Origin of the sequence: Brasilonema sp. UFV-L1, from assembly GCF_012912105.1 — a bacterium.
In the GTDB taxonomy this organism is placed as follows: Bacteria; Cyanobacteriota; Cyanobacteriia; order Cyanobacteriales; family Nostocaceae; genus Brasilonema.
In genome coordinates, this window is sequence record NZ_QMEA01000075.1 from 17,731 (window position 1) to 30,763 (window position 13,033).

Below are 13,033 nucleotides of genomic sequence, written 5' to 3' on the forward strand. Positions count from 1 at the left end.
TTAACTCAGAATGGAGAAGAGTTGTTCTCAATTCTAAGTTTTGAGTTCTCAATTCTGCTATTCGACTGTTTTCATCCTTTAGCGTTTCTTTGTGCTTGTTGTGTGAGCTTCCGAATCCAATCTTGGATAATTGGATTCACCACCTCAGGAGCTTCATCTTGAGGACAATGCCCAACACCTTCTAAAGGAATAAACTTTTGCACCTGCGGAAAATTAGCTAATTCTCTGCCCAATTCAATTGGTTCCCACGGATCCGCCGCTCCCCACAAGATCATCGCAGGACAGGGCAATTGAGGTAAAAGGTCTTCTGGTAAAGGACCTGAGGAATAAGAGGTAAAAGCAAGGAAAACAGCGACAGCCCCAGGATCACGTGCTGGGGAAGTAAGTATATCTACTAACTCCTCTGTCACTGCTTCTGAATTAGCGTAGGCTTGCAGGAGAATTTTCCGTACTGTTCTGGGCTTGGCAACTTGATTGAAAAAAAAGTTACCAATTGATTTGACAGATAATACACGTTGGAGTACTGGTGTACCAAAACGCCGATGCCACGGTAAAGTTGCCCGCTTGCGATCATGCAACAGCCGTAAGGAACAGTTGATTAACACAACTCCTAAGACTTCCGCATCATTCACCGTTACGGGTATTTCCTCTAAAGAAGCTGTGCCAACGGCAGTTGCTTCCGGAGGAACCAGTACGAATGACGGGTTTCCCTCACGCTTGTTCTGGCGCTGGAAATTCTGCTGTGCTGTGTCCTCGAAAACCTCCCGAAGTTCCGAGCGAAGCTTTGCTTTGCTCGGACAACTCTTGGCAACGGACAGCATCACCGCCGCTTGCATTACCACAATACAGCCGATAGAGTTAGCAATCAAAAAAGCTGGTTCACCCACGACTTCACGGCAAAAATCTGCGACTTGCTGTCCCCAAGTTTCAATTGTGTAGACTATCCTCTCATTCGGCTTTGGTTTAGCCGAAGCACCAAAGCCAATCAAATCAAGCGCATAAACACGGCAGTGTTGTGCCAGCACAGGGATATTTTTCCGCCAGTGCCACCAAGAAGCACCAAAGCCATGCACGAGGATAACAGCAGGTCCAGTGGTTCCTTGGGTTTGGTAGCAAATAGGAAAACCTTGCCAAATCCAGGTTTTTGTTGAGGTCAATGCTGGAGTGGAAGCAGAGGTGGTCATGAGAGATTAATAATGAGTACAAGAAGTAGATATGCAGCCGCATACCGTAGGTATGACTGTTTCTATTGTTGCAGTAGTTCAGAATTTAGGAAGGGTTAGCCCGAAGTGTGAAGCTACGGCTTTTGGGCAGCTCACTCACAGTAGCGCGCTCCAACGGACGCTAAGGACCGAATGCACGCACTCCTTGTTTGCATCATTGCTGCTTGTGGCGTACTTGCACATGGACTTGCCTCTTTGTTGTAAGGTTAAGAAATTCATTCTAAGAGAAATTGAATCAATTGATACTTCTTTAGTAAAGAGAAACTAGAGACAGAATGACACTGTGTTGCTATCTTAAATTGGAGGTAATAACTAATTTTAATCAAGCGTAACTTCATGGGAACACATTACCGAAGGGTTTTACTTAAACTGAGTGGTGAAGCCCTCATGGGCAATATGGGTTATGGAATTGATCCACAAGTGGTCAAAGAAATAGCTGAAGAAGTAGCAGAGGTGGTGTCAACTGGTGTTCAGACTGCTATCGTCGTTGGAGGCGGAAATATTTTCCGTGGCGTCAAAGCGGCGTCAGCGGGCATGGATCGAGCAACCGCTGACTACATCGGGATGATTGCTACGGTAATGAATGCGATGACACTACAAGATTCATTAGAACGAATAGGAGTACAGACACGCGTCCAAACGGCAATCTCTATGCAAGAAGTCGCCGAACCGTATATTCGCCGTCGTGCCATCCGTCACTTAGAAAAAGGGCGGGTGGTTATTTTTGGTGCTGGTTCTGGAAATCCCTTCTTCACCACCGATACCACAGCAGCATTGAGAGCCGCAGAAATTGAAGCTGAAGTGATTTTTAAAGCCACCAAGGTAGACGGCGTTTATGATGCTGATCCTCACATATATCCAGACGCCAAACGTTACAAAAGCTTGACATATGGACTCGTTTTGGCAAAAGATTTACGAGTAATGGACAGTACCGCGATAGCCTTATGTAAGGAAAACAATATCCCTATCCTTATATTTGACTTAACTGTGCGGGGTAACATCCGCCGAGCAGTCATGGGAGAGTCCATCGGCACGCTTGTGGGAGGTTCTTGTGAAATTAGCTGAAGCTGAGAGTACAATGCAAAAGACCGTTGAATCCACTCAACGAGCTTTTAACACAATTCGCACTGGTCGCGCTAATGCGAGTTTATTAGATAAGATCAGCGTCGATTACTACGGTTCGCCAACGCCCTTAAAATCACTGGCAAATATCAGTACGCCAGATTCTACAACAATTCTGATTCAGCCTTACGATCGCAACACCTTAAATTTGATTGAAAAGGCAATTTCTATGTCAGACGTGGGTTTAACGCCCAGCAATGATGGTTCGTTAATCCGGCTTAACATTCCGCCCTTGACGAGCGATCGCCGTAAAGAATTAGTTAAAATCGCCGCCAAGTATGCTGAAGAAGGACGCGTTGCTATTCGCAATATCCGCCGTGATACTTTAGATACAATTCGCAAATTAGAAAAAAGCGCCGAAATTTCTGAAGATGAATCACGTGATCAGCAGGATAAACTGCAAAAATTGACAAATAAGTACACTGCCAAAGTAGACGAGTTATTGGCAGAAAAAGAAAAAGACATCACCACTGTCTAGAAAAAATACACGAAAAGACTCATCAGGGAGACGCGGTTCAAAAAAGACCAAAAGAACATCAGGCAAGAGGATACGAAGACAAAAAGACAAATCAAACATCGGAAAATTCCAAGAAAAACTCTCCCTTGTCAGATTCGTCTAGCAATCAATATGTCACCACGTCTCCTCTTGTACGTGTATACAAGATAACAAACTGCGTCAGTGCATCTTACAGTTTTTTCAACAGAATATTTGCAGCATATAAATAAATTCCAAACTATTTGAAACAGCAAACTATCAAAGACTTCCAAATAAAAAATATCCGATTGTAATTGTTGGTTGTTGACTATTAACTGTCTACTGTACACAGTTAACCATTTCAAGCGGAATAATTTATTTATTGGAGTTTTTTAAAACGTCGAAGATTAGGTAAAAAAAACTGGGAAGCTAACAAGTTCAGGAGCAAAAACAAGAGCTATATGTACGACTGTATTATTGTCGGTGCAGGACCAGCAGGTGGAACAGCCGCCTATCATTTAGCTAAGCGGGGACGCTCAGTATTAGTTCTGGAAAAAGAAACCTTGCCAAGATATAAGCCTTGTGGAGGTGGAGTCTCGCCGGCGATCGCCCAATGGTTTGACTTTGACTTTAGCCCTGCAATTTCCATCAAAGCAACCACAATTCGCTGCACCTGGAACATGGAGGAACCCGTGGAAGCTGAAATCGGAACTCCTGAACCAGTTTGGATGGTTAGGCGCGATGTCTTTGACCATTTTCTCATTCAACAAGCTCAAAAGCAAGGCGCTGAACTAAAAGATAATACGGAAGTGACAGGTATTGAATTTCAAGGTGACTCTTGGCAAGTTAATACAGCAAACGGACCTGTTCGTGGACGTTACTTAATTGCTGCTGATGGCGCAAAAGGACCAATGGCAAGATTCCTAGGCTTCAAAGAGCGCAAACGCCGTTTAGCAGGAGCATTAGAAGCAGAAGCACAAGCCAAAGTGGGGAACGGTCACATTGCTCACTTTGAATTTGGCTTAGTCAAAAATGGCTATCTCTGGAACTTTCCCAAAGCAGATGGATATTCTATTGGAATTGGGACATTTGTTGGTGGCGGTGAGGCTCAAGATTTCAAGAGCATTTTGAACGAGTATGGCAGTTTGTTTGGTGTGGATATCAAAATCTGTAAGCAGTATGGACATGCTTTGTGCTTGTGGAATGGCAATCAAAAGTTGCACACTGAAAATGCAGTTTTAGCTGGGGAAGCTGCTTGTGTCGTTGATCCCTTCACAGCAGAAGGTATTCGCCCCTCAATTTTTAGCGGGATGAAAGCAGCAGAAGCGATTGACCAAGCCTTGGGTGGTGATATCAACGCTTTGGAAAATTACACTGACATCATCAACGAAGAATGGGGTAGTGATATGGCTTGGGCGCAGAAATTAGCTGGGGCGTTTTACCGTTTTCCCGGTATTGGTTACAAGGTGGGGGTTAAGCGTGTGTCATCTGTCCAGATTATGGGTAAACTTTTGTGTGGTGAATTGCGTTACAGTGAGGTGACTGGTCGAGCTCTTAAGCGCCTTGTTCCTGGTTTTGGTGGGTAGTTATTAGACTTTTTGCAAAAGTCGAAAAAATCTAAATGTCACTCTGAACGGAACGCAGTGAAGTGAGGAATCTCACGAGATGTTTCGCTTCGTTCAACGTTACACATTTATAGCAGTAGCCAAGCTGATTAGGACGAAGGTTGTTGGCTTATCCTTTCCGATAGCTTTTCCCAGATGTCCTAAGATTTCTGTCCACTGCTATAGCATTTTTGCAAGACCCCTACACCCCTGTGTTTCTTGAAAGGTCTATTAGTCATGCGTCATTTGTTTTATGTCAATTCATGTAGTGACAGTTGCCCAAGTCAAGCAAATTATCAAGTTGACTGAGGAAAGGCGCTGAATTCTCAGCTTTTTTGGTGCTGCTTGCCGAAAATATTACCTCTTTTGCTAACCAACCTGCGGAATCTGGGAACATCTAAGCAATCACGAAAATATTGGCGATACAAATCACACGAAGCCATTACTGCGTTCCCACGAAGTTTCACCAACCCCATACTACGAAGCTGAAACGCCTCCGTTGCTCCCACATCCACGGGAGAATCTGCTGTAACCACTCGTTTCATCGCTGCCACTAATCTTACATCCTCTTCTATATTCTGCAAGTGGCGGTCCAGGAGGTCGCTGTAAGGCCCTTTCTCTATAGGAGAAACTTGCTTCAGCTTCTCTAAGGTCATCTTGCCACAAGCAATTTCATAAAGTGCTACCCGCATTAAATAGGGATGTCCTCCCACAAGTCTCATTAATTGTTCAACTTCTAACTCTCCCCAAATCAGTCCGTGTCGCTCCAGCAAGTCTTGCACTTGTGGTTTAGTTAATTCTGGCAGTTCAATCGGCAAACCCACATTGAATGGAGACTGATTCAGCTGCAAGGGAACATAAACTTCAGTAGAGTGAAGCACAATAAGACGCAGCTTTTGCCAAATCGGTTGTCTTTTGGCATCTTCGTACCAGGAACGTAACAAAGGTAAAAATTCTTTTGCGACTTGTGGATGTTCAAAAATCTGGTGTACTTCATCCAATGCTAAAACTAGAGGAGAATCAATCTGCTCTAACACATAATTTCGTAAATAAAGGGAGCAGCTGACTTTACTACCAATATCTTCATCCCAATACTCGTCTAATCTTGGTTCAAGCTCAAGCTGATGAGAGATATTAGTACACAACCAACGCAAAAAACAATTCAAATCACTCAAAATAGTTTGATCAACTTGCTCCTGCAAGTTCAAGCTCACTGTATGATAACCGGTGTGGTTAGCATACTCAAGAATTCTCAATAGCAGCGAGGTTTTACCCATTTCCTGAGGAGCCTTAATGCGAATTAAAGCACCAGGTTTGAGAATTGCTTCGCAACAGTTATTTTCAATAGGTGGACGCTCAATATAGAAGGTAGAATTCAAGGGCACTAGACCTTTAGGATTTTCTAAAATAGGGAGTGATAATTGTCTGAGTATAAATTTAGGAATAGATAAATTCACTCCCGCAACTTCTAGCCTGTCTGCATGTCTATCAACTTGACTTAACTCAGCTACTGATTTTGCCGTATTACCACGGGCTAAGCTAGCCATGCCACGAGTATAAGTCATCAACGGTTCAAATCCTGCTAACGGCTCTGCAAAAGTTTCTACCAGAGATGCCATGCGAATCCACTCAGCTTTGTCCTCCAATTTCAAGCCTGCAAGCACAGATGCAATTTCCCGCGCTGCCTCACTCGGTTGCGTATACGCTAATGCTGTCCACCTTTGAACCTGAGCAAAATCTCGTATATCTGGATCATGGCTGTCAAGCTGCTGCTGCACATAAGCAAGTAAAAAATCAGACAGTTCATTAATCCGCTTATCACCAAAGCGAGAATTCCTCTTTAACTCCTTCAACAGCGCATTTCGCACAACCGTATCCTTTCCAATTGGTGACACAACCTTCATCGTCAACTAAAAACATGAGGAGAAAAAACTCGTTGCTTGGGTAGATTGTCTGTTGAACTGAGTTTACCAACGGTAGCCAGAAGTCGCAAAGCAGTTCGTGCAGATAGTCTTCGCCAATACAGTCAAAGTCGTGAAAAACCAAGATGATGTGCTGGGTTTGCAACTGAGCTACCACATTCCTAGCAATCTCTTCATGGGATGAGAAGTTTTGTACTCCCATTTGACGCCCTAGCTCTCGCCACAAAGCAGCAATATCCGTTCTCAAAGCCCTGCGGCGGAGGTGAAACTGGATTGGCGGAGTTATGGTACTGTCAGGAATTGCGTGTAATAAGCGCTTGAGCAGAAAGATTTGACCGTGTTCTGGCAAGCCATGAACCAAAAAAGCTCCTATTCGTTTTTCTTGAATAAATTCTCGAAACAGCCGCACCTGCTGTACATAATTTAGGCGAAATAATTCGCTATGTATTCGCTCATTTTCTAAAGACCTTTCGATAATTTGAATCTGCTTATGGAGGCAATCGCGTTCTGTTTCAAACCGCTCAATCTCCTTTTCTAGCTGATAAGCCACCAAAGTACTTGCCTGGATAGCAAAATCAACCCGTAAGCGCTTTATCTTCTGGCTTAGCAGCTCGTACTGTGCTTGAAGTTCTTCCTGTCTTTGCTGTAAGTGCCGAACTGAGGACATCAATAGTAATAAATTATATTAAACCAACGCTCTCCGTATTTTTATTCATTAAAGCTTTGACAGACGACATCTCTAGTTAGCCCAGCTTTCTAAATTACTGCAATACCTGTTCGATCTCATCCAACTCATCACCAAGACGCGCTAGTTGAGCCTCTTCATCCAAAAGCTGCTTTTCTAATTGAAACTTAACAGCTGTACCAGTCTCAATAGCCAAAGCATCCCGCATTCGCTTCACCTTTTCACTACGGAGATCCCATTCAGCCTCCAGTGTGTCTCGTTTTTGCGCTAATCGTCGCTTTTGTCCAGCAGTCAAGGCACTGGTAGTTGAGTTAACTTCAGCCACTAGTGTTTCTCCAGGTAAAAATTTACTTCCACCTGCGTAGTAGCAAAGTGGAAAATTATCACCCAAATCAAGCACTTTGTTCACGAATGGATGCTGTGGTCCCGAAGCCCGCTTGGGTACATGGTCGAACAAATAAATCATAACGTCAAGAATACGAGCATAGCCATCTTTCTCTTTGGCTGCTTTGCCTTGTAAAGCTTCTAACAAGCAATCTGTAAAAGCACTGTAGGGCTGACCTGTATAAGAATATTCGTCTTCCCGCGATGAAGCAACAACAACTCGACCACTTCCTGTTCCTAGCATATTTAACAAATCAGGTGGTACAGGTGACTTGACAAAAGTTTCTCCTGTTTCCTTAAGAGCCGGAACTCCTCCTGCATGACAGCAATCTAGCAAAACGACGAGCTTACGTGCTTGAATTGCTTCAATTTTTTCGGTAAACTCTAATCCTGATATGGCAGTATCTGCACGTTGACTGGGATTATAGCCATAGGGTACTAAGAAGTATTCATTTGTACGCTCAATCCGTCCACCATGACCAGAGTAGTAAATAATGACAGTCGCATCAGGATTTTGGTTCACTTGTTCGATAAGCTGGTCAAAAGCCTTGAGAATTTCTTGCCGAGTTGCAGAAGTCTCAGTCAGCAAGTTGACTTGGTTTGGTGGATAAGCAGCTTGATTGGGGTTAACCAAAACATCTCGTAGGGCTGTAGCATCTTTAACAGTAATGCCTAAATCAGCACCAACACCGATGAGTAATGCATAACCATTAGCAAAAGTTTGATTTGTCACGCCTTATCCTCTTGACTTATTAATAGAAGTTTCTGATATTCTTTTTTGAATCGGGATAAACAATACCGGGTTGAGCTTGCGTGCAACACAGTAGAGACCGTACCGTACGGTCTCTACACACCATTATGTATTTGATTTAAATGATAATTACTATCTTTAAGGAAGACGCTTCACAGCCCCATGTATTTTGTCAAAGCTTATTCTCACAGTAGTTTCCCACCAATCTTGAGGTACAGATCCATTTTCGCTTGCTCTTTTTAGGTTCTTGACGACATATGTGTACTCGTCGTCAGCCTTAGGTTTATCCTTAGACATTAGAGCATCCCCAAGAAATCTCAAATGATTGGGTAATTCTTTTCCCATTTCTCCTGGGAGTTGGGAAGCTACTCGTTCAACTTGATTGCTAACCTTTTTGATTTCAGCCCTCACTTCGTCCGGTGTTAAGTTTTCCTCGTCTAAATCTCCTTCTGGAATGTTCGCCTTCCCGTATTCATCTAACTCTACTGGTATTTCTCTGTTTAAAAAACCGTAAATCGTCTCACCAATTACTTTACCGTGCCTATTGCAGTGTTCTCCACGAATCACAACCACGCGGACATTTTTTTCAAAATTACTCATAATGGCTAAAGCATTTAAGTCTCATTACTTAAATGACTACATCATCATCTGGTTTTATTTCGGTTGAAAAATAGCCCATAACCAGAGAACTCCTCCAGTGATTAGTAAACAAAGAACACCCGCCACACCAGCCAGAGGTTTTTTATTCTTACCTGTCACCCAATCACAGACGTTACCGGTGTAATCGATAAGCGCTGCTGTGTCTATTGTGGCGATCGCCCATATCCATCCAGCATGCAGTCCCCAAGCTAAGCCTATACTCCCCCCATCGACAAATCGTGCTAGTATCAACACCATTCCCATAAACCAGAGTCCAGGTAACTGTGGTATCGTTTCTTTTTGCTCCCAAACCAAGTGTAGCAAGGCAAAAATTGAGCTAGAAATGAGCGCTGCTAACCAAACAGAACCACCTTTCTCTAGTTCAGTAAACAGAAACCCGCGAAAAATGAGCTCCTCAATACCACCTACAAACAACGCCACTAAAAAAATAGGTAATAAGATAGGTCGCACAAGCTTAATATTCGACCATTGAAAAAAGCACCATCCCAGCCACAATTGCCACGAAAAAACCAATGTGATGCTCAATATTCCCAAAGCTAAACCGAGTACCAAGGAATATAGAGTTGAAATGTTTCCAATAAAGCCATAATCTGAGAAAGGTATATCGGTTATCCAACTAATTCCCCACAAAATCAAGGGAGCTAACAAGTAGAGAGATACCAATAAAGGTAACTTTTTTTCTGGCTGGAAAAGTTGAGAAGGTTGCCATTTGAGGACAAACGCTGTTAATGCTGCTATGGGTAACCAGCAAGACACCCAAATAATAAAAAAAGCCATCACAACCAAGAATACTGGTGCATCTTTTAAGGATGACAGTAAGAAGTTGACTGATGGCTCAGGTAATGATACTGAAGTAGCTAAAAAAACAAAATGAACTTCTTGCATAGTAGAAGGTTTCTATTTTGGTGAAATAACGGCTTTCTTAATTTCGAGCAACTTTAAAGTCGGGATAGATATGTTGTACTTCCTTGACCACTGCTTTAAGTATTGCTCATGATGAGCTTCTCTTTATTCTTAATCAAGCCTTCACCAAAATTCATCAATTATACAAGATGTCTAACATTTTTGTTTCGAGAAATGTCAAAGCTTTGACTCTAGTTGTACAGATAAGTTCTGAAGCTTTTGCCTTAAACTTGCCTCTACTATTAAAAAAAGTCTACTCTTCTTCCTCTTCGTACTCGTCTTCGAGATCTTCATCATCTTCGAGATCTTCATCATAGACATCTGCGTCTTCATCATGCTGGAGTAGCTTTTTATCACTATCCACTTGAATTAAGTGAATATGCTTGTAACCCAGCTTAATTTCAAATTCATCACCTGGCTTTAAGCCCATCGCTTTGGTGTAAGTTGCACCAATAACAATTTGACCGTTTTGATGGACACTTACTCTGTAAGTAGGTTCACGTCCACGACCATCTTTTGGTGCTTCTGGACTTAAGGGAATTCCCCTAGCCGAGAGCAAAGCATCATAAAAGTCAGTTAGATTGACACGAACTTGGTTATTCTTTGTAACTGTATAGTAGCCACACTGCTTTGCTCTTTCTCGCCGTGGTAGATTAGAAAGTTCTTTCACTTTAGCTAGCAGTGCTTTTCCAGTCAATGGTGCGGTTGCGGTTTCAGTCATTATGCTTCAAATATCCTCACTCTCTCCAAATAAATAAACAAGTCATCATTTGCCAGCATTTGGCTTTTTGACATCTGTACAAAGTTGTTTCAGACTCCATAGCAAAGGAGTCATTCCTCCATAAAGGGGGAGAGCTACAAGAGTGTCTGTTACGATTGACCACAACAGATTAGCTTATAGTTGTCAAAGGCATTAATTTTGGTAATTTTACGGCATTTTTAACCATCATTTGCAATCACAAATGAAATCATTCTCTTTCTTGGCACTACTAAAGTGGGGCAACTTTGAAGAACTTTTACAAATTGGGATGCAAAAAACGGTGAGGATTTTCCTCCCGATTTCTCGCCGTTGTGTTCTACCACTAGAAACAAGCCGTAGACCCAAGAAATTGTCCTAACTCTGTCTTTCTTGACCATGAGTCGTAGGGTTTTCCCCGTTTCTGCTCAAGAAACATGATTGACAGCATAGTGTTGCGATAAGGTTGTGCCGACATACAACCTTTTACCCTACTAGTAGAGACCAGAAATTTCTTGCCCTACTTTCTTACAAAGAAACAAAGCAGTAACAGCCGCACTTACACGGCGATTGATACTGGTTTTGTTGCTTCATAATTTTATATTAAATAGTAGCATGGTTTAATAATAGCAAAACAAGTGTTTAATTTTGAATTCAACTTGCTGATACACTTTATCTCTAAATCCTTGTACTTGGGATGAGTATTGCTGGTCGGCTTTTATAAAAATTCATTTAATTTAAACAAGCAGTTTTAACGAGATGAGTGACAACAAGCGAGTTTCTTGATTAAGAGGTCAAGATGAACATCTTGAGCTTTAACAATTCTATATAACCAAAAAAATGGGACCTCATGACTGATTGAGCGATTTTTTGAGTCAATGGCTCCTTAACTCGTCTTGACATCAAGATATACTCATAATCCGAGGAGGATAAATTTGGAAATATTCAGTTGAGAGATGAACTTAAGTCCTACGGATGGTGTTCATCTAGTGGACTCTCCTTACTGCATGAGTCCAAATATATGAATGAATTGTCACGTAGCGATCATTTTTCTGGTCATCTGGCTATTGACACATTTGGGGTTAAACCCATTGGGTAATCATACAACTACAAATTTCATGATTATCCTTAAACTAGAATGAGTAGCTCTTTAATCATCAGCCTATTAACAGCTAGCTTTTAATTAAGGGCAACAAGAGTATAGCTCACTTATTGGTGAGCAACTCATCTATGGCAATAATTTCATAGATGGGCATAAAAATTTCAAGATTTTGGTTGGTGGTTATGGAAGTTCTTTTTAAGATCATACGGCAGCAACAAGATTCCTCCCCGATTGTGGAAACTTACCTTTTGGATGTTGAAGGAGGGAATACAATCCTAGATTGTCTCAATCGTATTAAGTGGGAGCAAGATGGGACATTGGCATTTCGCAAAAATTGTCGCAACACAATTTGTGGTAGCTGCGCTGTGCGAATCAATGGGCGTTCAGCTTTGGCTTGTAAAGAAAATGTTGGCACTGAAATTGCCAAATCGCAACAAATGCTGACAACAAAAATTCATACAAATGGCATTCCAGAAATCATCATCGCACCACTAGGCAATATGCCTGTGATCAAAGATTTAGTGGTAGATATGAGCAGTTTTTGGAACAACCTTGAGACAGTTGCTCCTTATGTGAGTACAGCAGGGCGTAACATCCCAGAAAGAGAGTTTTTACAAACACCACTAGAGCGATCGCGCCTGGATGAAACTGGTAATTGTATCATGTGCGGAGCGTGCTACTCTGAGTGCAATGCTCGTGAAGTTGACCCAGATTTTGTTGGTCCTCATGCCCTTGCCAAAGCTTATCGGATGGTAGCAGATTCTCGTGATAGTAAAACAGAAAGTCGTTTAGAAGAATATAACGAAGGAACGAAAGGAGTTTGGGGTTGTACCCGTTGTTTTTACTGTAATTCCGTATGTCCAATGGATGTTGCTCCACTTGATCAAATCACAAAAATCAAGCAGGAAATTCTCGAACGCAAACAAGCAAGCGACAGCCGTTCAATTCGTCATCGTAAAGTCTTAGTAGAGTTAGTCAAAGAAGGTGGCTGGATTGATGAGCGTCAATTTGGTCTACAAGTCGTTGGGAACTATTTTAGAGATCTTAAAGGGTTACTCAGTCTTGCTCCTCTTGGTTTGCGAATGATAACCAGAGGTAAGTTTCCTCTTTCTTTTGAACCTTCTGAAGGGACTCAACAAGTGCGATCGCTCATTGAAGCCGTCAAAGAAGAAATAGCGAAGTAGGGGGCGCTTGGGTCCCCTCTGGGGTTGGGGGCTGTAGGGAAGAAGGGATATTTTCCGATAGCATCCCAAATGTACAAGTTTACTCCCGTCTCATATTGGAACGGGAGCAAGAGAATCAAAGAATGAACCGCAAACGACAACGCATAGACAAAGAAAGCGGCTTCTTGAAAACTAGAGCGCGAAGTCAGAGAGTTTCAAAGGTTTTGCGTAAGTCTTGGTCTTTTTGTGTGCATTGGGATGCTCCCTATTTTCCAACACTCTTACTCCCCAATACTCGCGCTT

At 42.3% G+C, this 13,033-nt stretch carries 11 protein-coding genes; 4 read left to right on the plus strand and 7 right to left on the minus strand.

The features are described 5' to 3' along the window. Nucleotides 1–71: 71 nt before the first annotated feature. Nucleotides 72–1,184: an alpha/beta fold hydrolase gene (locus DP117_RS20900; RefSeq protein WP_169220180.1), complete on the minus strand. Its 1,113-nt coding sequence runs from the start codon at nucleotides 1,182–1,184 to the stop codon at nucleotides 72–74. A gap of 375 nt (nucleotides 1,185–1,559) precedes the next feature. Here DP117_RS20900 and pyrH point away from each other — a divergent pair, with 375 nt between their 5' ends. From pyrH to DP117_RS20915, 3 genes are all read left to right on the plus strand, one after another. Then, nucleotides 1,560–2,288, plus strand: coding sequence for a UMP kinase (gene pyrH / locus DP117_RS20905; RefSeq protein WP_169220181.1), 729 nt, complete (start codon nucleotides 1,560–1,562; stop codon nucleotides 2,286–2,288). Continuing rightward, complete coding sequence (gene frr / locus DP117_RS20910) at nucleotides 2,275–2,823, plus strand: ribosome recycling factor (RefSeq protein ID WP_169220182.1); 549 nt, start codon at nucleotides 2,275–2,277, stop codon at nucleotides 2,821–2,823. Before pyrH ends, frr begins: the two co-directional genes overlap by 14 nt. A gap of 458 nt (nucleotides 2,824–3,281) precedes the next feature. After that, the gene (locus DP117_RS20915; protein ID WP_169220183.1) at nucleotides 3,282–4,406 is read left to right on the plus strand and encodes a geranylgeranyl reductase family protein; all 1,125 of its coding nucleotides are present in this window, start codon (nucleotides 3,282–3,284) and stop codon (nucleotides 4,404–4,406) included. A 344-nt stretch (nucleotides 4,407–4,750) separates the two neighbouring features. Here DP117_RS20915 and DP117_RS20920 read toward each other — a convergent pair whose 3' ends face one another. The 6 genes from DP117_RS20920 to DP117_RS20945 all read right to left on the minus strand — a co-directional run bounded on the left by DP117_RS20920 (nucleotide 4,751) and on the right by DP117_RS20945 (nucleotide 10,450). Beyond that, nucleotides 4,751–6,319 carry an AAA-like domain-containing protein gene (locus DP117_RS20920; protein ID WP_348983006.1) on the minus strand — a complete coding sequence of 523 codons (1,569 nt, stop codon included), beginning with the start codon at nucleotides 6,317–6,319 and terminating at the stop codon, nucleotides 4,751–4,753. Beyond that, nucleotides 6,243–7,013, minus strand: a complete 771-nt coding sequence (locus DP117_RS20925; protein WP_169220184.1) for a hypothetical protein — start codon at nucleotides 7,011–7,013, stop codon at nucleotides 6,243–6,245. Before DP117_RS20925 ends, DP117_RS20920 begins: the two co-directional genes overlap by 77 nt. Before the next feature lie 94 nt (nucleotides 7,014–7,107). After that, a complete protein-coding gene (locus tag DP117_RS20930) occupies nucleotides 7,108–8,148 on the minus strand; it encodes a caspase family protein (protein WP_169220185.1) in 1,041 nt (346 codons plus the stop codon). Nucleotides 8,149–8,304: 156 nt separating this feature from the next. After that, a complete protein-coding gene (locus DP117_RS20935; protein WP_169220186.1) occupies nucleotides 8,305–8,766 on the minus strand; it encodes a hypothetical protein in 462 nt (153 codons plus the stop codon). A gap of 54 nt (nucleotides 8,767–8,820) precedes the next feature. After that, on the minus strand, nucleotides 8,821–9,711 hold the full coding sequence (locus tag DP117_RS20940; RefSeq protein WP_169220187.1) for a type II CAAX endopeptidase family protein: 891 nt from the start codon (nucleotides 9,709–9,711) through the stop codon (nucleotides 8,821–8,823). 271 nt (nucleotides 9,712–9,982) lie between these two features. After that, complete coding sequence (locus tag DP117_RS20945) at nucleotides 9,983–10,450, minus strand: AbrB family transcriptional regulator (protein ID WP_169220188.1); 468 nt, start codon at nucleotides 10,448–10,450, stop codon at nucleotides 9,983–9,985. A 1,299-nt stretch (nucleotides 10,451–11,749) separates the two neighbouring features. On the opposite strand from DP117_RS20945, the gene DP117_RS20950 reads away from it, so the two are divergent. Then, the gene (locus DP117_RS20950) at nucleotides 11,750–12,751 is read left to right on the plus strand and encodes a succinate dehydrogenase/fumarate reductase iron-sulfur subunit (protein WP_211176245.1); all 1,002 of its coding nucleotides are present in this window, start codon (nucleotides 11,750–11,752) and stop codon (nucleotides 12,749–12,751) included. Nucleotides 12,752–13,033 lie beyond the last annotated feature (282 nt).